We start from the raw sequence: 23,677 nt of genomic DNA, 5'->3' as shown, positions 1-23,677 counted from the left end.
TAAACATGAAATAGCCCTATGCTGTTAGCGTGGGGCTATTTTTTATAACGACTAATTTACCATTTCATCCCGCATACCCTGCTGTTCGCGATTTTTCCGCATGCGCCACAAAATTTCCAATATCACAAACCACACTGGCGTACCATACAGTGCAATACGGGTGTCATAATCAAACACCATGATCACCACCGTAAAGACAAAAAAGATCAAGGTACACCATGTCATGGGAATACCCATTGGCATTTTATAGATAGATTTTTTATGCAGATCAGGACGTTTCTTACGATAAGCCAGATAAGCAATCAGTATCATACACCAGCTATAAATAACCATGATGGCTGCCACGGTCGTAACAATAGTAAATAATTTCATGACATTGGGGATAATAAACAGCAAGAATACGCCACTTGCCATGCAAAGCACCGAAAATATCAAGCTAAAAATGGGAACGGCACTGTTGATTGAAAGTTGCCCAAATTTGCGGTGCGCCAGCTTTTCCGTGGATAAACCATAAAGCATACGGGTACAGGCATATAATCCACTGTTGGCCGAGGACATCGCCGAAGTCAGGGCTACAAAATTAATCACCGCAGCCGCTGCCGGTAGTCCTGCCAATGCAAACAGTGTCACAAAGGGGCTAACTTCCGGTGAAATCTGTGGCCATGAGGTAACAGCGATGATGCACATCATGGAAAGCACGTAAAAGATAATGATCCTGATCGGAATATTGTTGATAGCTTTTGGTAAAACTTTCTCTGGTTCTTTGGTTTCAGCCGTCACTGTGCCAACCAGTTCAATGCCGGTAAAAGAGAAAATGGCAATCTGAAAACCGGCCAGAAATCCAAATACGCCATTGGGCAGGAAGACTTCTGGCTCCGTCAAATGGCTTATAGAAGCGGTCACACCATTCGGTGAAGTCCAGCCCACAAAAACCATGCCAATGCCAACGACAATCAAAGCAACTATCGCCACCACCTTAATCATGGCAAACCAGAATTCCGCTTCACCAAACAGCCGTACTGAAAAGAAATTACACAGGCACATCAAGCCCAAAATAAACAGTGCCGTTAACCAAAGCCAACTGTCTGGAAACCAATACTGAATATAGCCACCACATACCACAACATCTGCGATGCAACTGACGATCCAGCTCATCCAATAAGTCCATCCCAGAAAATAGCTGGCCTTATCCCCAAGATAATCTGCGACAAAATCAGCAAACGTTCTATAGTCCAATTTAGTGAGCAACAGTTCGCCCATTGCTCTCATTACCATAAAAGCAAAAAAGCCAATCAAAAGATAAGTCAGGATAATTGAAGTCCCTGATACTGCGATGGTTTTCCCTGCTCCCATAAACAATCCTGTACCAATAGCGCCACCAATTGCGATCAACTGAACATGGCGCTTACCCAATCCACGGTGAAGTTTCTGCTCACCGGCGGATTGTTCCACAGGTGTTTTTAATGATCTCGTCATCAATAACCTCTACGGCTTGCTGTTTTATGAATTGATTTAGGTTAATTTCTCTAACAACAATCCTGCCCGTAGCCCAATAGCAACACGGGCATTAGGAAACAGGATAAAATTTGCTGGAGACCCGATTTTCCAGGATTGATTTTGCTGGCGGGCGATTTCAAAACCTTCCGGTAATTCAGTAAAGTTTTTCGTATCTTCTGGAATATTGAGCTGAAAACTATCATGTTGTTTGATAATTGCATCAACCACATGATAACGTTTAAGCGCCGGTTTAGCTCGTTTGCCGCAAGACAAACCGGCGATCAAATCCTGCAACGCTATGGTAATATTGCTGAATCTTGCCAGATCGTTTTGTCCAAAAGGCAGTGCCTTACCGATTTCTAACGTGCAACTATCCATATTGAAATGTTCGCTGGTAAAGTTACTGAACGTTCCCCCTACGGTGTTATGAAATACCAAGGCATCGAGATCGCTATCTTCCAGCCATTGTAAAAAATCCGCAGCATATTCACGTGTCTGGTATGGCAATAGCGCGAATTGTTCATGGTAGGAACCTCGGATTGCAGTGTGAAGATCGAGGTGCCGATGTTTCGTTGATGCCATCACCGCAGGTTCATGAAAAAATCGACGGATAACAGACTCCAATTCCATTGCACGCTTCGATTCATTCCCCAAAGGAAAATTTTGATAACGACCACCAAACATGCGGTTGAGATCATTATCAATATACCGCTGCCCTGCCCGCATGGCAGGTAAGTTGCCAAATATCAGCAAAAGGTTATGTTGCAATGGCAATTTTCCCTGAGCCAGTTGTGACAATAACTGGATAAGTATTTCCACAGGTGCCGTTTCATTGCCATGAATTCCAGAGGAAATAATCAATGTATCGGCGGGTTTTGATGATCTTTGCGGTAATAACTGCAATACGCCTTCTGCCAACCATGATGACTGAATAGCTGATGGAAAACACAAGTTATTTTCGATTTTGTTTTCAAGCAATAAAGTCAGTAAATCCATTTCATCTCCTGATTAATTCTGAAACTCATAAATCGAGCCCAACTTGAGGATCTGCGTCAGTTCATCAAGGGCAGAATAGACTTCCCTTAATAGTTGCGGATCAGCAAGATCAGCCGCATACAAGGAATCCCGATAATGGTGTTCAACCCATGTCGTCAGGCGTTGATACAGTTCTGGTGTCATCAAGGTAGCTGGATTTACCGCAGCTAACTCTTGTTCGTTCAAAACAACCCTGAGTCGCAAACAAGCCGGCCCGCCGCCATTGCGCATACTTTCCCGCAAGTCAAAAAAATGGAGTTTATTGATGGGAGAATTTCCTTTCACAATCAACTCGTGCAAATAAGCTGAGACATTGTGATTTTGACGGCACTCTTCCGGTAAAATCAGCATCATGTTGCCATCTGGCTGGCTCAACAACTGGCTGTTAAACAAGTAAGACTCGACCGCATCCTGAATAGTGACTTGCTCCATAGGCACTTCAATTGCCACCAAGGTGTGTCCAATCCGAGCCATTTTTTCTCTCAACTCAGTCAATACTGATTGCTGATTTAAGAAAGCCTGCTGATGATAGAAAAGGACATTACGGTTGCTAACTGCGATAACATCGTTATGAAACACACCACTATCAATGGCAACGGGATTTTGTTGGGCAAATACGATCCTGGATCCTTCAAGCTGATGTAGACGAGCAATTGCCTGACTTGCTTCCAATGTCTGCCGGGCGGGATAACGCTTAGGTGTAATTCCTTCCTGCAATGCCTTGCGACCATAGACAAATAACTGTACGCCGGCTTCATCATATTCGCCGCAAAAACGATTATGGTTTGCCGCACCTTCATCTCCCCAATCCGCATGTTGTGGCAGAGGATCATGATGAACAAAATAATTTTGATCAGGAAAAGTCGCTTTCAAAGCCCGTGAAGTCGTGGGGTTTTCCAGCGAACGATGCAGCTTGTTATTTAAATTAGCCACCGTGAAATGGACACATTGATCCGCACTATCTGCTGAAGGGGAAACCGTTGCCGCATTTGCTGTCCACATAGAAGAGGCAGAACTGAGGTTAGACAGCAACAACGGAGAATATTGTGCGGCTTTATTTAATACTTGTTCATCACTGCCGATAAACCCTAGTTGGCGCAATGCAGGCAGGTTAGGACGCTGTTGCGGGGGTAAAACCCCCTGTACTAACCCCATATCAGACAACGCCTTCATTTTCATTAATCCCTGAAGTGCGGCTTTGCGAGGATTAGATTCTTTACCCTGATGATTCATGGAAGCTTCATTACCTGTTGATAGCCCAGCATAATGGTGAGTCATTCCCACCAAACCATCAAAATTTGCTTCAACTCCTGACATAATCACCTCTGCCATCCTATTGATTGATGAAAAAATTAAGCCCTGGTGCAGGTGTTTCAGGCAAAACCAAACTTTCAGTAGTCAGGGAAGCCATCGGCCAGGCACAATAATCCGCTGCATAATAAGCGCTGGGGCGATGATTACCGGATGCCCCAATACCACCAAACGGTGCCTTACTGGATGCGCCTGTCAGCGGCTTATTCCAATTCACAATCCCCGCTCTCGCCTCTTGCAGTAACTTCTCAAACAGGCTGGCGTCAGGAGAGATTAGCCCAGTTGCCAGCCCAAATCGGGTATCATTTGCCATTGAGATGGCTTCATCGAAAGTGGTATAGCGCTTCACTGTTAACAGAGGGCCAAAATATTCTTCATCAGGAATATCTTTGACATCGGTGAGATCAATAATGCCGGGTGTCATAAACGTTGAGTTCGGATCAGGCTGGGTTAAGGTGAGCAAAGATCTCCCCCCTAAGGCTAATAACTTAGTTTGGGCTTCCAGCAAACTTTCCACTGCCGCTAAAGAGATGACCCCTCCGATAAAAGGCTGAGGATCAGCATTCCAATGGCCTGGCACAATCTGGCCTGTGGCATCAACTAACCGCTGGATTAACGCATCGCCTTTCTCTCCCTGCTTCACCAGCAATCTGCGGGCACAAGTGCAGCGCTGCCCTGCGGAAATAAATGCCGACTGGACGATGGTATAAACTGCAGCTTCAATGTCATCATAATCGTCCACAATCAGCGCATTGTTGCCTCCCATCTCCAGAGCCAGCATTTTTTCTGGCTGACCCGCCAATATACGATGGAAGTGGAACCCTGTTGCCGCACTGCCTGTAAACAGCACACCATCAATTTCGCGATTATTCAGCAAAGTACCGCCAGTTTCTTTGCCCCCCTGAACCAAATTCAGCACACCTACAGGCAATCCCGCCTTAATCCATAACTCCACCGTGTTCTCCGCCGTCATTGGCGTCAATTCACTGGGCTTGAACACCAATGTGTTACCGGCAATTAGCGCAGGGACAATATGTCCATTCGGTAAATGCCCCGGAAAATTATAGGGACCGAAAACAGCCATTACTCCATGAGGACGATGCTGTAATATCGCTTTCCCGTCTGGCATCGATGTTTCGGAATACCCCGTTCGCTGTTCCCATGCTTCAATCGAAATGGTGATCTTACCTATCATAGATTGGACTTCTGTCCGTGTTTCCCACAAAGGTTTACTGGTTTCCTCACTGATCACTTGCGCAATCTTTTCTTTTTCCTGGGCCAGCAAATCAGCAAATGTCTGAATAATTGCAATCCGTTTTTCAATCGCCAATCCAGACCATGCAGGAAACGCTTTGCGGGCGAATTGGCAGGCTGCATCTACCTGATCGGCAGAAGCGCCGTTTGCCTGCCATAAAACTCGCTGATCTACAGGAGAGTATTTAACGACAGGTAGACCTTTCCCTGCTATCCACTCACCGCCAATGTAATTTGCTTGATGATTCATTACGAAATTCCTCAATTGCAACAGCGCTTAATGACAAAGCCTTTAATTGTGAAAACACTTAAGAAAAAAGAGAAACGAAGCGTACCAGATCGCCATCATCCACATGCAACACCTCCATTTCTGCGGAGGTAAGCAGCAATTCATCGCTATCTAGCGGCTCAGAAACAGGCAGAAGGAGTGCTTTAAATGCCTGAAAATTCAGGTTAGAAACAATACATTGTACGCCACCCTGTGATCGGGAAACCTGGTCGTCTCTTTTCACATGCACAAGCCGGCTGGCTTTGATTGTACGTACATTGTCAATCTCGGCATCCAAGATAGCGCCCGCATCAAAAATATCGACCGCATCGTGATAAGCAAATCCCTCTTTTTCCAAAATAGCGCGGGCGGGCAGCGTATTTTCATGTACCTGGCCAATGGTCTGGCGTGCTTCTTCTGGCAACAAAGGCACATAAATCGGATGAAATGGCATCAATTCTGCAATAAACGTTTTGGAGCCAATGCCAGTCAGATAGTCAGCTTCAGCAAAGGGAACATTGAAGAAATGTTTCCCCAGGGCATCCCAAAATGGCGATTCACCCTGTTGATTCGCCACGCCACGCATTTCCGCAAAAATGCATTTCGGGAAGAGATGCCTGAATGCGGCAATAAACAAAAAGCGGCTGCGGGAAAGAAAAACACCATTGCCTCCCCCGTGATAATCGGGATCAAGGAACAACGTACACAATTCACTGCATCCGGTATAATCCTGCCCAACAGTCAGCGTTTCAAATGTGTTATAGACGCCCAATTCGCGGGAAGCTCGCACTGATCGATGTATGCGAAAATTGTAGAAAGGTTCCTCCAGCCCAACAGCAACTTCCAGCGCACTAACACCAACAACACGATGCTTTTCCGTGTCTTCCAAGGTAAATAAAAATCCTTGTTGTGCTCGTCCCTTTGCATTGTTGAAAGAATCAATACTGCGTGAAATCCGTGCCGTCAGATATTCCTGATTATTGGGTAATGTCGTCAGGCCAATTCCTGCACGGGACGAAAGATTGAGGATATCCTCTAAATCTTCATATTGAACGGATCTAAATAGCATCATGATATCACCTCAAATCGGCTTTATTCCTGAACAAATCGCCTGAGGGCGTTTTCAAGGCGGCTGAAACCGTCATTGATATCCTGCTGTTCGATATTTAACGCAGGAGCAAAACGCAACACATTGGGGCCGGCTATCAAAGCAATCAGTCCCTCTTCCGCAGCAATATTGGTCAGGTTTTTCGCCTTACCCTGATATTTTTCAACCAACTCTGCTCCCAACAATAGCCCTTTACCACGCAACTCACTAAATACCTGATAACGCTGATTAAGCTCAGACATCCGCCGCATAAATTCATGGTGACGCTCTTGTACCCCTGCAAGAAACTCCGGTTGGTTCACCAACTCAACGACTTTGTTAGCAACGGCTGCCGCCAGCGGATTGCCGCCAAATGTTGTGCCGTGTGACCCTGGCTGGAAAGCCTCTGCGATATGTTGCCTGACCAACATGGCGCCAATTGGGAATCCACCACCAAGCCCTTTGGCACTGGTCAAAATATCCGGCTCTACCCCACCCCCCTCGTAGGCATACAAATACCCAGTACGACCAATACCCGTTTGAATTTCGTCAAAAATCAGTAACGCTTGATATTGATCACATAACTCCCGTAATACTTTTAAAAATGCCGGTTCGGCAGGGATCACCCCCCCTTCGCCAATGATCGGCTCAACGATCACAGCGCAGGTTTTTGCTGATATATGAGCCTTGATAGCGTCGATATCGTTAAATGGCAGATGAGTAATTTGCTGCGGTAGTGGAGCAAAATCTTGAGAATATTTAGGTTGCCCTCCGACAGTCACAGTAAATAATGTTCTGCCGTGGAAGGAGTTCTCAAATGAAATAATTTCGTTCTTATGATTTCCATATTTATCCAGCGCATATTTTCTGGCAATTTTTAATGCCGCTTCATTCGCTTCCGCTCCGGAATTACAGAAAAAAACCTTATCTGCGAATGTATTTTCAACCAGAGATTTCGCCAGTTTTAAAACAGGTTCATTTGTATAGCCATTACCGATATGCCACATATTCTCCATTTGAACATTTAATGCATTCTTTAATTCATCATTGGCATGGCCCAGTGAATTCACAGCAATTCCACCAGCAAAATCAACATATTCCTTACCATTCTGATCCCAGACACGCGAGCCTTTAGCAACGACTGGGATAAAATTTGCAGGTGAAAAACAGGGAACCATATACTGGTCAAACCAATTTCTTTGAATCGTGTTTAACATTTGTTTTTCCTCAAATGATTAAGGTATAAAAAAATAAGAATAATTTTATATATTATTAAATTTAACCTTTAATAATTGGTCTTATTTAAGTTATCAATTCATTGTTTCGATAAGCTCTCAATGAATTATTTCGATCTTGTTTGATCATGAATTGACCTCATAATTCCTTTGATATTTAACAAAGTCAACACAACTGAATCACAATTGATTTACTTTATGATGTTTTTCACAATTTATAAAAATGCATTTTTTTCAATTTATGCATCGTTTATGCATAAAAAAATAAATAAAAAGAGGTATGGAATTGAAGATAGTGGAGAGGGAGTATTATTGTTTAATAATTATTCAAAAATAATGGTTATAAGTTATTCCCATAAACTAAAAAATGTATTTGCAATTAGTAATTTTTATCCTATAAAAAATATTATTGTTTAAAATCAATCAATTAATTTTATTCTATCCGTTTTTAGTGCTTTAGAGTGAAACCCAACCTAAACCTCTTTGTACTATACCTATGCTATCTCCTATCCCTTAAAAGGGGAGCGATTTCTGAAAAAATAGTATTCCTCAAAATCCTTCAAATTATTCACCTGGTTAGTTACATGTAGTTATCATTAATATTGCTATTAATCTTTATCACAATTATATTTATTAATATTGCCATACCATAAATCACACTTGCAGTTTTATAAGAAAAAAATAACCATAGTGGATTGAGTAAGCAGATATATGAATTTTCATATTAATTATAACCTTCGACAATGGCTTGTTTTTTATGACTCTAATAGCTTATTTATATCGTCAATCTTGGGTATTACTGTTGGTATCGACAATAAGCGCATTAATTAGTGGGTTTGCCGGTGCTTCGATAGTCGGGATGATCAGTCAAGGAGTAACAGAAGAAATTAATCTAATTACATTTCTTTGGAGCTTTTTTGGCGTCTGTTTTATCTTTTTTATTACTAAAACCGTGTCAGAAATTACATTATCTCACTTAGCCCAATCCACTATTTTTTCATTACGTCTAAGTTTGAGTAATAAAATTTTGCGGGCACCACTCAAAAAACTGCATAAACTTGGACGGCACGGTTTATTAGCAGTTTTAACCAAAGACGTCGATGTTTTCGTCCATTCCTTTATGTTGGCCCCTTCTGTTTTTGGCAATATCACCCTAATCATAGCCTGTTTCGGTTATTTAGCCTGGATGTCCTGGCAACTGTTTCTCATTTTAGCGGCACTCAGTCTTATCGGCATGTATGTGTTTTATCTGTGGGAAAAATACCCATTACAATTAATGACAGATATGCGTGACCAAATAGATAAAATATATCTTAATTTCCAAAGCCTGATTGATGGTAGTAAAGAACTGCAACTCAATAAACAAAAAGGAAATCTTTTCATTAATAAAGTGATTGCTCCTGCCGCCAAAGTATTCCAGGAGATCTGTATTAAAGCCAACTCCAGCTATGCCTGGGTTATTAATGCCAGTTCTGTTACATTTTATGTCATGATTGGTATCATTATTTTTGTTGTCCCGATTTGGCTTCCCCAAGAACCATCAACATTGGTTACTGTATCGCTGCTTGTTCTCTTCTTATCAGGCCCAATCAGTGAAGTTATTGGCGCAATCCCAGAACTGAGAGAGGCGGAAGTTTCATTGAATAAAATGCGGCGTCTTGATAGCCAACTGGAAGAAGCCCTGTCAGTACAAGTTGAAGGCACGAACCCATTTAACCAGCAACAATCACTCGAGATTGAACTGAAAGATGTTGTCCACCATTACACAACGGATAAAGAAGATCGCCAATTTGCACTCGGCCCATTAAGTTTGAAAATATCGCAAGGCGAAATTGTTTTTATTGTCGGTGGGAATGGCAGTGGGAAAACAACCCTCGCCATGTTGCTTGTTGGCCTGTTTGAGCAAGAATCCGGCACTATCTCACTGAATGGTGTACAAGTAACACCAGCAAATAATGAACATTATCGTCAACATTTTGCTGCCGTTTTTTCTGATTACCATCTATTTGAGCAGTTACTCAACAGCGATGCGAATGTCACTGAAAAAGCAACACATTATATTGAAGCATTAAACATGGCACACAAAGTTAAAATCGTTGATGGCGGATTTTCCACCACAAATCTTTCCGCAGGCCAACGGAAACGACTGGCTTTGGTTTCAGCTTACTTAGAAGACCGTCCTATTTATCTGTTTGATGAGTGGGCAGCCGACCAGGATCCCATGTTTAAACGCTTATTCTATACTGAGCTGCTGCCAGAATTAAAAGCCAGAGGTAAAACTGTCCTGGTTATTAGTCATGATGATGCTTACTTTAATATAGCTGACCGCATTATTAAATTAGAGGATGGTCATATTAAAGAAGTTGATCATAAGGACCATTATATTCAATAAAATGAAATAACGCTTATAGCAAAGAGCCTGATAAAACAGGCTCTTATTTCACTTTATATACCCCAAAAAACTTGAGCAACAAAGTGAACAAAAAAATCACCAATGGCAATAAAATTTATCACATAATACCTATAATAAAATTAGACACATTAGAAAAACATTATTAGAAATGTGTAACAAAATCATTTAATGTAAAATTATCTAATTTTGTAATAAACATAAAAAATAAGACTGTTCTTTTTTATTAGAATGGTCAGTTATTTTTATTGTTTAAACCTAAGTGTGATTTTTGTTTTATCAGTTCTCATGTTTTTATTTTTTAATGTACCCATAAAAAGGGATCTATAGAATGAATTACCCTGAAAAATTGAAATCATTCCCTTTATCAGAAGCTCAACGCAGCCGCTGGTTTCAATATCAAATTGCCCCTGACAAACGCGGTCAGAATAATAGTGCATTTTGCGCTCACATTAAAGGATTAACGGCTAAGCGTTTAGAAGAGGCTCTCAACAAATTGGTACAAAGACATCCAATGCTGCGGGCAAGTTTTGGACTATACCACGGCGAATTAGGCTATTGCATCGCAGACAGCGCTAAAATCACACTTACAGTACATGATGCCCAACATCTTAGCGAAGAAACGCTTAAGCAGCGTGTTCAAGATGATTGCTGGCATATGTTTGATCTAGCCCATCCGCTGCGGGTTTATGCCAGTTGGTATCAGCGCAATCAACAAGAAAGTGTAATGGTCTTGACTTTTGATCATCTGGCCGTTGATGGCTGGTCTTATTGGATACTGTTAGATGAACTTGATGCTCTGCTCTCTGCAAAACCCCTGAAACCCGCACCAGAAAATAGTTTCCACGATTATGTGGAATGGCAACAACAATGGCTAAAAAGTGCCAGCGCTAAAAAACAACAACAATACTGGCAAAATACATTGGCGGGTGATTTGGCTGTCTCACAATGGTCGCCTAAAAACAGCACCCTGCCCGCCACAGGAAAAATATCGTTAAAGAAAATAATTAACAAATCACTGACACATAAGCTGCAAGCACTGGCCCTAAAATATGATAACAGCCTGTTTGCTGTTTTTCTGGCCGCCTACCAAATTCTTCTGAGCCGCTATACCGAAGTGGATGATGTCATTATCGGTTCTATCTTGCCGGGAAGAGGCCGTGCTCGTTGGGGAAAATTAGTTGGTGAATTTATCAATCCGGTTGCTTTACGCTGCCAGATAAACGGTGATATGACAGTACAGGAACATATCACACAAGCGACTAAGACCATCCGGCAGGGTATTGAAAACCAGAAATATCCGTTCACCAAGGTACTGGAACAACTGAAACTGCAACGCAATGCAGATACTCATCCCGTTTTCCAGACAGTCATGATATTCCAAAAAGCCAGATATATCGGTGACCTGACCACCCTCTGGATGGCGGAAGATGACGATGTCACGGTACAGTGGGGAAATGCAGAGTTGCGGTCTTTCTCATATCCTCTCTATGCCGATGTTCCCGTTCCATTGATGATAAATGTCTTAGAATCCGGCGATCATATCGGTTATACCTTTTATTACGATACTGCAATATTTGATGCAGCATTCATTTCCCAGCTTATGCAGAACCTCTTAACTCTGCTGGAAGCAATAGTCGATGATGAACAGCAAACAATTGATCGTTTGCCATTGATGGATGAACAGGCACGTCAGCGAGTCCTTCATGATTTTAACAACACGGATAAACCCTTCCCACAACACGCCTTAATCCATCAATTTGTTGAGCAACAAGCAGCACGCAACCCAACTGCAATTGCACTGCTGTATGGAAATACTCAACTCAGTTATATGGAATTGAATCAGCAAGCTAACCAGCTAGCTCATGCCCTTGTCGCAGCGGGAATTCATCCAGATGATCGCGTCGCCATTTGCATGGAGCGGAGTTTGGATATGGTCATTAGTCTGTTAGGGATTTTAAAAGCGGGGGCTGCTTATGTGCCACTCGATCCTGAATATCCCACAGACAGGCTCGCTTATATCCTGTCAGACAGTGAACCTGTGGTTCTGCTGACCCATCATAGCTTGCAAAAACAATTGCCCGTGACCGAACTTCCTGTTTGGTTTTTAGATAATCCAACCATTCAGGCCAATATTGCCCGTCAAGACGATGATAACTTAGAGGCTTCTCATTTAGGGCTAACATCGCGTCATCTGGCTTATGTACTCTACACTTCTGGCTCAACGGGATTACCCAAAGGCGTGATGAATGAGCACCGCGGTGTGGTTAACCGTTTGCTCTGGGCACAGGATACTTATCAATTAACCCCGCAAGATCGTGTCTTACAAAAAACGCCGTTTAGTTTTGATGTTTCTGTTTGGGAATTCTTCCTTCCCCTGATGTTTGGGGCTAAATTAGTGATGGCTCGCCCCGGCGGTCACAAAGAACCGCATTATTTATTGGAAGAGATAGAAAACCGTCATATCACGACGATCCATTTTGTGCCTTCCATGTTGCAAAGTTTTCTCCATTACATTCCGGCCGGACGCTGCCTTTCTCTGCGCCAAATTTTATGCAGCGGGGAAGCGTTGCCCTATGCCTTGCAACAACACTGTCTGTCCCATTTGCCTCACAGTGAACTGCATAATTTATATGGACCCACGGAGGCGGCCATTGATGTCACTGCCTGGCAATGTGTTCCGGATCGCTATATCGGGCAAGTGCCGATTGGGCATCCTATTGCCAATATCCAAATCTATATTCTCGATACCTACGGAGAACCTGTTCCAACTGGTGTGGCGGGGGAAATTTATATCGGGGGCGTGGGTGTTGCCCGTGGCTATTTGAACCTGCCTGAGTTGACTGCTGAACGTTTTATTAACGACCCATTCAATACCGATCCTGCTGCTCGTCTGTATAAAACTGGCGATCTGGGACGTTGGCTACCGGATGGCAGTATCACTTATCTGGGACGCAATGATTTTCAGGTCAAAATTCGCGGATTACGCATTGAACTGGGTGAAATTGAAACCCGCCTGACCCAATGTGCCGGCATTCGTGAAGCTATAGTTGTTGCCCGTGAAAATGGAGCCAATGACAAGCGACTGGTTGCCTATTTGATCCCAAATCAGGATAGCACACTGAGCATTTCTCAACTGCGTGAGCAATTAAGCCGAAATCTTGCCGATTACATGATACCGAGTGCCTTTGTAGTGATGGAGGCGTTTCCTCTCTCTCCAAATGGCAAACTCGATCGCAAGGCTCTGCCTGCTCCCGATCATGCTGCCATATCAACCCGTGAATATGCAGCTCCAGAAGGCGAAACCGAAGAGCAGTTGGCCGCCATTTGGCAAGCGTTACTGGGACTGGATCGGGTAAGCCGCTATGACAACTTCTTTGAATTGGGCGGGCATTCACTGTTAGTGCTACAGCTACAGTCACAAATCAAACAAACATTTGATGTTGAATTATCTATTCATCAACTGTTTTCCCACCCAACCCTCTGTCAACTTGAAGAATGCATTATCGACTCTCTATTACTGCAATTTGATTCAGAGTCTCTGCAAGAGATTTATAAATCAATGAATTAGATTTTAATTTACCTTGTTTTAAGTGGTGATAATCAAATGAATAATAACGAGCTTTCATCTCTACCATTAGCGGAACGCAGAAGACTACTTGAGTTAGCCACATCAGCAAAACTAACCCGCCAATCGACGCAAAAAACAACAATCACGGCTCAGTCGCGTGATAACGGTGTGCCTTTATCCTGGACACAACAACGCTTATGGTTCCTTGCTCAATTAGATCCTGCTGCACAAACGGCATACCATATGTCAGCGGGGTTAAACCTAAAAGGAAAACTGAATCTGAATGCCTTGCAAGCAGCCTTGGATCATATTGTGGCGCGCCATGAAATTTTACGTACTACCATCGTGACGGTAGAAGGTGAAGCACAACAAATCATTCATGATGCAGATTGCGGTTTTCCCCTGCTACAAGAAGATTTCAGCCAGCACTATTCAGAACACAGAACTGCGTCAGAACAACAAGCGGCAATTGAAAGAGTGGCCTATCTTGAGGCAAATCACCCCTTTGATTTTGTTAACGGCCCATTAGCACGGGGACGCTTGCTAAAACTGGCAGAAGAACAGCATATCCTGCTGTTAACTCAGCACCATATCATCTCTGATGGCTGGTCAGTCAGTATCTTTATGCAAGAACTGTCCACACTTTATCACGCATTCTGTCAAGGACAGCCTGACCCGATGCCAGCCCTGACAATTCAGTATGCTGATTATGTTCTCTGGCAGAAAAATGGGCTACAGGGAGAAGTGCTGGCAAAACAGGTCGAATTCTGGCGTAACACCCTGCAAGGTGCTCCCGCACTTCTGGAATTACCCACCGACCGTCCGCGTCCTGCAAAGCAAAGTTATCTCGGCGGACGCGTCAATATTGCTCTGCCTCCCGCATTGCAGGCAGGTTTAAAAACACTCAGCCAACGTCACGGAACAACCTTCTTTATGACGTTATTGGCTGGATGGGCTATATTGCTCAACCGCCTCAGTGGTCAGGATGATATTGTAATTGGCACTCCCATTGCTAATCGTCAACAACCTGAATTAGCGCCTTTAATCGGCTTTTTTGCCAATACATTGGCATTACGCGTGCAATTACACGATAACCCCAGTGTCAGTGAACTCCTGGCACAAGTGAAAAAACAAGCAATCAATGCATTTGCCCATCAAGACCTGTCCTTCGAACAATTGGTCGAGATCTTACAACCTCCGCGCAGCCTAAGTCATAGCCCAATTTTTCAGGTTATGCTGGCAACCAATAATACACCGGGACAACGGCATTTCGAGCTGCCGGGATTGGTATTGAATGAGCGGCCATTAATCAGGGATAGTTCTTACTTTGACCTGACATTAACCCTGGATGAAACAGAAAATGGGTTAGTGGGTGATCTGGAATATGCCCGTGATCTGTTCGATCACACTACGATTGAACGTATGCTAAGTCACTTAAACACGTTGCTGGCGGCAATGGTGGCTGATGATAGCCAGCGCGTGGCTGAACTACCACTGATAATCCCCCAACAGCGCCAACAATTGTTGGTGGATTTTAATGACACTACCCTCACCTACCCACAAGACAAATTGATCCACCAGCTATTTGAACAACACGCAGAGTCGATGCCTGATGCTATTGCCTTGGTGTATCAAAATACGCAACTGAGTTATACAGAGTTGAACCAACGCGCCAACCAACTGGCCCACAGACTGATTACCTTTGGTATACGCCCAGATGACCGCGTGGCACTGTGTGTCGGGCGCAGCCCGGATATGATCATTGGCATGTTGGGCATTCTCAAAGCAGGGGCAGGTTACGTTCCATTCGATCCAGAATATCCTGCCGAACGGCTGGCTTATCAGTTATCAGACAGCACCCCAACGTTATTGCTGACCGAAAAACATTTACAGGCGAGTTTACCGCTGACGGAGGTTCCGGTCTGGTTACTGGATGATGAAAATTATCTAAATATTGTGGCACAACAGCCAATCCATAATCCTGATGCCAGCCAGTTAGGGCTTCTGCCACATCATCTGGCCTATATTATCTATACCTCCGGTTCGACCGGAGTGCCTAAAGGTGTGATGCTGGAACACCGCAATGTTGTCAATTTTATTCATGCTCAACATCAAATCAGCCAACCCCAACCAGGGGATCGCATTCTGCAATTTGCGACTATGGCATTTGATACCTCCGTATCGGATATTTTTCCGACACTGGCTGCGGGCGCAACTTTAGTCCTGCGCCCTGCCCATATCCGTGTGCCGGATACGGAATTTATTGACTTTTTACAGCAGCAGAAGATTACCATCATGGATGTGCCGACTGCGTTCTGGCATCAATGGGTACAGGAGATGAAAGCCGATCGTACAGGTTTCAGCCCTTACCTGCATACGGTTATTGTTGGTGGTGAGAAAGCGGAATACCGCTATTGGGTAGATTGGCAATCATTGCCAGAAACGCAATCTTGTCGTTGGATCAACACCTATGGCCCAACTGAAACCACCGTTATCGTCACTTCACTGATACTAAATGGTGGCTCTTCCAACGAAATTGTCAACAACATTCCCATTGGTCGCCCCAATGCTAATTCGCGTATTTATATTCTCGATCCCTTCGGACAACCTGCTCCCATCGGGGTTAGTGGGGAGATTTATATTGGCGGTGCCGGTGTTGCTCGTGGTTACTTGAACCAACCAGAACTGACAGCAGAACGTTTCGTCCCCGATCCATTCAGCAAAGAACCTGATGCTCGCCTGTATAAAAGCGGTGATCTGGGACGCTGGCAGCCAGACGGCAACATTGAATATTTAGGGCGCAATGATTTTCAGGTCAAACTGCGTGGCTTCCGTATTGAATTGGGCGAAATCGAAGCGCAATTGGCAGCCTGCGACGGAGTCAAAGATGTTGTGGTCATTGCCCGTGAAGAGACGGCTGGCGACAAGCGTCTGGTCGCCTACCTGATACCACAACCTGGTGTTACACTTACACCTTCCCACCTGCGTAAACAATTAAGCATCCATCTGATGGAACACATGATCCCCAGTGCATTTGTCATACTGGATGCATTTCCTCTGACCGGTAGCGGTAAATTAGATCGCAAGGCCCTGCCTGCACCAGATCATACGGCAATCGCCAGCCGTAAATACGAGACCCCTCAAGGGGAAATTGAGCAGAAACTGGCGGAAGTCTGGCAATCTCTGCTTGGGCTGGAGCAAGTGGGACGTCATGACAATTTCTTTGAGTTGGGTGGTCACTCTTTACTGACGGTACAAATGGCTACCCGCTTACGCCAAGTTTTCAACAGCCAAGTGGACTTGCAAGATCTCTTCACCCATCCAATTTTATCAGATTTGGCACACTCACTGGATACAGCCAATCAGCCAGCACAGCATTCTACACAACCGGTGATATTACCCGCCGACCGGCAACAAGTTCTGCCCCTCTCTTGGGCACAACAACGCCTGTGGTTCTTGGCACAGTTAGATCCTGCCGCCCAGACGGCATATCACATCTCTGGCGGATTGCGTCTGAAAGGAGAGCTAAACCTGAATGCCCTGCAAGCAGCTCTGGACAGGATCGTTGCCCGCCATGAAATTCTGCGCACAACTATCAAAATGGAGGATGGTACAGCCCAGCAAGTGATTGCCAATGCAAATTGTGGCTTCAATTTGACCATTAAAGATCTCAGTCAATCAGATGAGGCAGAAAAACGGGCTGCTATTGATGCAACCGCTCAATTTGAAACTGACCATCCCTTTGATTTTGCTCTGGAGCCATTAATTCGCGGGCAATTACTGAAACTCACCAATGATGAACATGTTCTGTTGTTGACCCAGCACCACATGATTTCGGATGGCTGGTCATTAAACATCCTGATATATGAATTGACCACCCTCTACCGTGCTTTCATTCAGGGACAAGACGATCCACTGCCTGCACTGACAGTGCAATATGCTGATTATGCTCTCTGGCAGCGGCAATGGCTACAAGGTAAGGTGCTGGAAAAACAGGTCAATTTCTGGCGAGAAGCACTGCAAGGCGCCCCTGCGTTACTGGAATTGCCGACAGACAGAGCACGTCCTGCGGTTCAGAGCTACCGTGGGGATCAAGTGGCATTCACCCTTCCACCTGCATTAAGTGACAGCTTAAAAGCATTGAGCCAGCGCCATAGTTCCACACTATTTATGACCTTATTCACTGCATGGTCAATCTTGCTTGCCCGCATCAGTGGTCAACAAGACATTGTTATTGGAACGCCTATCGCTAACCGACAGCACAGTGAATTAGAACCGTTGATCGGTTTCTTTGCCAATACGCTAGCGCTCAGGGTGAAACTGGAAGATAACCCCACCGTTAGCTCATTATTGGCACAAGTCAAAGCCCATGCACTGGCAGCCTATGTACACCAAGACTTACCCTTTGAGCAATTGGTCGAAGCATTGCAACCGCCACGTAGCTTGAGTTATAGCCCGATATTTCAGGTCATGCTCGCGCTGGATAACACGCCAATACAACAATCCCTTGAATTACCCGATTTAGTGATAGATGAACTGCCGTTAACCCGAAAAAGCACTCATTTCGATCTGTCACTTTCCATGAACGATACCGATAATGGGTTGGTCTGTGAATTGGAATATGCCAGTGATCTGTTTGATCGTGCCAGCATTGAACGACTCGCAAGCTACCTGCAAACTCTGTTAGCAGCGATGGTTGCTGATGATTCTCTACGTGTACAAGATTTACCGTTACTGCAACCACAACAACGCAAGCAATTATTGGTAGATTTCAACAATACCGCTCAGGCCTATCCGCAAGATAGGTTGATCCACTCACTGTTCGAACACCAAGTCACGCAGACACCGAATGCCACTGCGTTGATATTCGGTGAAAACATATTGAGTTATACCGAACTGAATCACCACGCCAACCAGTTAGCTCATTATCTGATGGCATCCGGTGTGCGCCCTGATGATCGCATCGCAATCTGTGTTGAGCGCAGTCTGGATATGATCATCGGCATGTACGCTATCCTAAAGGCAGGTGCCGGTTATATTCCGCTTGATCCGGAATATCCCACAGAACGGCTGGCCTATCAGTTGTCAGACAGCCAACCTGTTTTATTGCTGACCCAGCGCCATCTACAGGCACATTTACCGATACAAGGCATACCCGTCTTGCTGCTGGATGATGACAACCACCGTAACGCGGTGGTACAACAATCCGGCCACAACCCTGATGCCCAGAAAATGGGTCTCCAACCACACCATCTGGCCTATATCATCTATACCTCCGGTTCCACCGGTCAGCCCAAAGGCGTCATGCTGGAACACCGCAATGTAGTGAACTTTATCCATGCCCAATGCCAAACCAGCAAACCCAAATCGGGGGATCGTATCCTGCAATTTGCCACCGTGGCATTTGATACATCGGTATCAGATATTTTCCCGACCCTGGCATCCGGCGCGACACTGGTTCTGCGCCCGCCACATATCCGCATACCGGATATCGCGTTTGTCTCGTTCCTGCGTGAGCAGAAGATCACCATTATGGATATGCCGACTGCTTTTTGGCACCACTGGGTACAGGAGATGGTGGCAGGCCGCAGTGGTTTCAGCCCTTATCTGCACACCCTTATTGTAGGTGGTGAAAAAGCGGAATACCGCCATTTAATGAATTGGCTGTCCAGTCCAGAAACCCAATCCTGCCGCTGGATCAACTCCTATGGTCCGACGGAGACCACCGTTATTGCCACAACTCTAAAACTGGACAACCAAAATCTACCGTACCTCGAAAATATTATCCCGATTGGTTATCCACTACCCAATACCCGCATTTATATTCTGGATGGACAGGGACAGCCAGTTCCCATTGGGGTAAGTGGAGAAATCCATATTGCCGGTGACGGTGTTGCCCGTGGTTATCTGAACCGCCCCGATGTGTCGGCAGAGAAATTTATTCCTGATCCGTTTAGCGAACAAGCAGATACCCGTATGTATAAAACGGGGGATTTGGGACGCTGGTTGCCCAACGGCATGATTGAATATCTGGGACGCAATGATTTTCAGGTCAAGATCCGTGGCTTTCGCGTTGAGCTGGAAGAAATTGAAACCAGACTGGTTGCTTGTGAAGGTGTCATGGATGCTGTAGTGATCGCCCGTGAAGAAGAAACCGGTGATAAACGCCTGGTTGCTTACCTCATTCCACAATCGGGAGTCACACTCAACCCCGCCTGCCTGCGTGAGCAATTGAGTTCCGGTTTGATGGAACACATGCTCCCCAGTGCCTTTGTCATACTGGATTCTTTTCCGCTGACCACCAATGGCAAGCTGGATCGTAAAGCCCTGCCCGCACCGGATAGCTCTGCCATAGTCAGTCGCAATTACGAAGCGCCGCAAGGACAAACTGAACAAACCCTGGCCGCAGTTTGGCAATCCCTGCTGGACTTGGAGCAAGTGGGACGCCATGACAATTTCTTTGAACTGGGTGGGCACTCTTTACTGGTAGTCAATCTGATCGAGGAATTACGCCAGCATGACCTACTCCTTGATGTTAGTACGGTCTTCTCTGCACCAACATTGGCAACCATGAGCGCTCGTTTAAATCAAAAAACCGCTCAAGGTGTCACAGAATTGATGGTTCCACCAAACCTGATCCATGAAGACAGCCAGATGATTACCCCAAACATGCTGCCTCTGGTGGAGTTAACACAAAACCAAATCGAGGAGATTATCAATCTCGTCCCTGGAGGTGTTGCCAATATTCAGGATATCTACCCACTGGGGCCATTACAGGCAGGTATCCTGTTCCACCATTTGCTGCAAACCGAAGGCGATATCTATCTGGACAATCAGCTTATGGCGTTTGATAGCCGAACACGTTTAGATACTTTCTTACAGGTATTTCAACAAGTCATTGATCGGCACGATATCCTGCGCAGTGCTGTGCATTGGCAAGAATTGCCAGAACCTGTTCAGATTGTCTATCGTCATGCACCGCTGTCGATTATTGAACACGCGTTGTTAACAGAAACGCAATTACGCCATCTCACTGATCCACACTCGGTGCGCATGGAGATCACCAAAGCACCACTTCTGGCGGCACATATTACCCAAGATCCTGAATCTAGACAGTGGCTGCTCTCCTTATTGCACCACCATTTAGTTTGCGACCACATTTCATTAAGCATGATTTTCAATGAGATTAATACGCTGATCTTGGGAGAAAGTGATAGCCTTCCTGTTCCCCTGCCTTACCGTAATTTTATCGCCCAGACCCGCAGTGTGCCGCAGGAAGTCCATCAAACCTATTTCCGCAAACAACTTGAAGATGTTGAAGAGCCAACTCTACCCTTTGGATTACTTGACGATCTCAAAGAAACAAACCGCAATAAAATCGTAGAGAATACCATCACACTGGATAGCGAACTCGCCCACAACCTGCGTAACTGCGCCCGCCAACTCGGCATGAGTGCCGCAGTGCTGTTCCATGTCGCATGGGCCCAAGTATTAGCCCGATGCAGTGGGCGAAGCGATGTGGTGTTTGGCACGGTCCTACTGGGACGCTTACAGGGCGGAGTCGGTGCTTCCGAAGTACTGGGTATGTTTATCAATACCTTGCCTATCCGCATTCGGTTACAGGAGCGTACCGTTAAGCAGGCAGTCCGGGAAACCCATCAACAACTCAGTGAATTGCTCGATCACGAGCAAGCATCATTGGCCGTTGCCCAGCGTTGCAGTGGCATCCAGGCACCATTACCATTGTTTAACAGCTTGCTGAATTTCCGCCATAGCCCACGTAATGCATCTCAATCTGCATCGTTGGCATGGGAAGGTGTACAGATACTCAGGGGTGAAGAACGCAGTAACTATCCACTGTCACTGGATGTAGATGACTTTGATGATGGATTTGCACTCACCGCACAGTGCAGTCAGCAGATTAATCCGGCGCGTATCAACGCCTATATGGATATGGCGTTAAGAGGAACTATCGCAGCCCTGCAACACACGCCGGAACAGAAAATTGAATCGCTCGATATTCTGTCCTCGGAAGAGCGCATTCAAGTATTGGAAACATTTAACGATACTGCCGTCGATCTTACGCCAGATGTTTTAATTCACCAATTGTTTGAACAGCAAGTGGAACGGACACCTGATGCCACCGCATTAGTGTTTGGTGAAAATCAGGTGACTGGTGAAAGCCAATTGAGCTATGCTGAACTGAATCACCATGCCAATCAACTGGCTCATCATCTGATTGCATCCGGCGTACGCCCCGATGACCGTATCGCTATCTGTACCGATCGCAGTCTGGATATGATCATTGGCATGTATGGCATCCTTAAAGCAGGTGCAGGTTATATTCCCCTTGATCCAGAGTACCCCACAGAACGACTGGCTTATCAGTTATCAGACAGTAAACCCACCTGGTTGTTGACTCAACGCCATTTGCAAACACGTTTGCCGGTACAGGATATTCCAACCCTATTGTTGGATGATGACGGCTATCGTAACGCGGTAGCACAACAACCTATTCATAACCCCGATATTGGTCAAATGGGGCTTCAACCACACCATCTGGCCTATATCATCTATACCTCCGGTTCCACTGGACAACCCAAAGGCGTGATGCTGGAACACCGCAATGTGGTGAACTTTATCCATGCTCAACGCCAGACCAGCCAACCACAATTGGGTGATCGTATTCTGCAATTTGCCACCGTGGCGTTTGATACTTCGGTATCCGATATTTTTCCAACCCTGGCATCCGGTGCGACATTGGTTCTTTGCCCGCCTCATATCAGAGTACCGGATGCGACATTTGTCGCCTTCTTACGCGAACAGAAGATCACCATCATGGATATGCCCACGGCCTTCTGGCATCACTGGGTACAGCAGATGATGGCGGGTCGCAGTGGTTTCAGCCCCTATCTGCACACCCTTATTGTGGGTGGAGAGAAAGCGGAGCATCGTCATCTAATGAGCTGGTTGTCTCACTCGGAAACGCAATCCTGCCGCTGGATTAACTCCTATGGCCCGACTGAAACAACTGTTATTGCTACAACGCTGACGATAGATAACAAGCAAATTCCATATATCAATGACAATATTCCGATTGGTCGCCCATTGCCCAATACCCGTATCTATATTTTGGATACCCTCGGTCAACCGGTTCCTATTGGTGTCAGTGGTGAAATTCACATTGCTGGTTTAGGTGTCGCACGGGGTTATCTAAATAAGCCGGAGATGACAGCGGAGAAATTTGTTGCCGAGCCATTCAGCGCACAGCCAAATGCGCGCATGTACAAAACCGGTGACTTAGGACGCTGGTTGCCAAACGGCATGATTGAGTATCTGGGACGCAACGATTTTCAAGTCAAGATACGCGGCTTCCGCATTGAACTGGGGGAAATTGAAGCACAACTGGCCGCCTGTGAAGGTGTCAGAGATGCTGTGGTCATCGCCCGTGAAGAAGAAACCGGCGACAAACGTCTAGTGGCATATGTCATTCCACAATCCGGTTTCACAATAGAGGCCAATGGTCTGCGTGAACAACTGAATCACCGTCTGGCTAGCTATATGGTGCCTGGCGCGTTTGTTGTACTGGAAACCTTCCCGCTCACCGGAAGCGGCAAACTAGATCGCAAAGCACTGCCAGCGCCAGATCGTTCAGCCATCGCCAGCCGTGAATACGAAGCGCCCCAAAGTGAAATCGAACAGCAAATTGCCGCTATCCTACAGAATTTATTGGGGTTAGAACAAATAGGACGCCATGACAGCTTCTTTGATCTGGGTGGAAATTCCCTATCAATCATTCAGTTAATGGCAAGATTGCGTGATGCATTCCATCTTGAAGTGTCTATTCAAGACATATTTACCCATCCAGAACTTTCTGAACTCGCCGAGCTTATCGCATCAAGACAGATTGAAACCTTTTTCGCACAAGAAGATATCGAATTGCTGCAAAAAGAATTGGAAAACTTGTCCGAAGATGAACTGCGTGCCCTGTTAAATGGAGATAATTAAT

At 45.3% G+C, this 23,677-nt stretch carries 9 protein-coding genes; 3 read left to right on the top strand and 6 right to left on the bottom strand.

The genetic code is table 11. From position 1 onward, the window contains the following. Nucleotides 1–51: 51 nt before the first annotated feature. From BDE27_RS17380 to BDE27_RS17355, 6 genes are read right to left on the bottom strand one after another with little or no spacing between them, the layout of a single operon-like run. Nucleotides 52–1,476, bottom strand: coding sequence for an amino acid permease (locus BDE27_RS17380; RefSeq protein ID WP_099132001.1), 1,425 nt, complete (start codon nucleotides 1,474–1,476; stop codon nucleotides 52–54). 36 nt (nucleotides 1,477–1,512) lie between these two features. Continuing rightward, nucleotides 1,513–2,493 (bottom strand): succinylglutamate desuccinylase, encoded by a 981-nt coding sequence (gene astE / locus BDE27_RS17375; protein WP_099132002.1) that lies wholly within the window; start codon nucleotides 2,491–2,493, stop codon nucleotides 1,513–1,515. Between the two features lie 12 nt (nucleotides 2,494–2,505). Further along, nucleotides 2,506–3,849: an N-succinylarginine dihydrolase gene (gene astB / locus BDE27_RS17370; protein ID WP_099132003.1), complete on the bottom strand. Its 1,344-nt coding sequence runs from the start codon at nucleotides 3,847–3,849 to the stop codon at nucleotides 2,506–2,508. A 16-nt stretch (nucleotides 3,850–3,865) separates the two neighbouring features. Then, nucleotides 3,866–5,347 (bottom strand): succinylglutamate-semialdehyde dehydrogenase, encoded by a 1,482-nt coding sequence (gene astD, locus BDE27_RS17365; RefSeq protein ID WP_099132004.1) that lies wholly within the window; start codon nucleotides 5,345–5,347, stop codon nucleotides 3,866–3,868. 58 nt (nucleotides 5,348–5,405) lie between these two features. Beyond that, nucleotides 5,406–6,434 carry an arginine N-succinyltransferase gene (gene astA, locus BDE27_RS17360; protein ID WP_244208834.1) on the bottom strand — a complete coding sequence of 343 codons (1,029 nt, stop codon included), beginning with the start codon at nucleotides 6,432–6,434 and terminating at the stop codon, nucleotides 5,406–5,408. Nucleotides 6,435–6,457: 23 nt separating this feature from the next. Continuing rightward, nucleotides 6,458–7,669 carry an aspartate aminotransferase family protein gene (locus BDE27_RS17355; RefSeq protein ID WP_099132006.1) on the bottom strand — a complete coding sequence of 404 codons (1,212 nt, stop codon included), beginning with the start codon at nucleotides 7,667–7,669 and terminating at the stop codon, nucleotides 6,458–6,460. A gap of 775 nt (nucleotides 7,670–8,444) precedes the next feature. On the opposite strand from BDE27_RS17355, the gene BDE27_RS17345 reads away from it, so the two are divergent. The 3 genes from BDE27_RS17345 to BDE27_RS17335 all read left to right on the top strand — a co-directional run bounded on the left by BDE27_RS17345 (nucleotide 8,445) and on the right by BDE27_RS17335 (nucleotide 23,676). Next, on the top strand, nucleotides 8,445–10,079 hold the full coding sequence (locus BDE27_RS17345; protein WP_099132008.1) for a cyclic peptide export ABC transporter: 1,635 nt from the start codon (nucleotides 8,445–8,447) through the stop codon (nucleotides 10,077–10,079). 349 nt (nucleotides 10,080–10,428) lie between these two features. Beyond that, nucleotides 10,429–13,668, top strand: coding sequence for a non-ribosomal peptide synthetase (locus BDE27_RS17340; RefSeq protein ID WP_120211384.1), 3,240 nt, complete (start codon nucleotides 10,429–10,431; stop codon nucleotides 13,666–13,668). Nucleotides 13,669–13,704: 36 nt separating this feature from the next. Next, nucleotides 13,705–23,676: a non-ribosomal peptide synthetase gene (locus BDE27_RS17335; protein WP_099132010.1), complete on the top strand. Its 9,972-nt coding sequence runs from the start codon at nucleotides 13,705–13,707 to the stop codon at nucleotides 23,674–23,676. The last annotated feature ends 1 nt before the right edge of the window (nucleotide 23,677 follow it).

This window comes from Xenorhabdus ehlersii, assembly GCF_003610465.1.
Classification (GTDB): Bacteria; Pseudomonadota; Gammaproteobacteria; order Enterobacterales; family Enterobacteriaceae; genus Xenorhabdus; species Xenorhabdus ehlersii.
The sequence above is the reverse complement of the archived record's forward strand: the minus strand, read 5'-3'. Positions and strand labels throughout refer to the sequence as shown.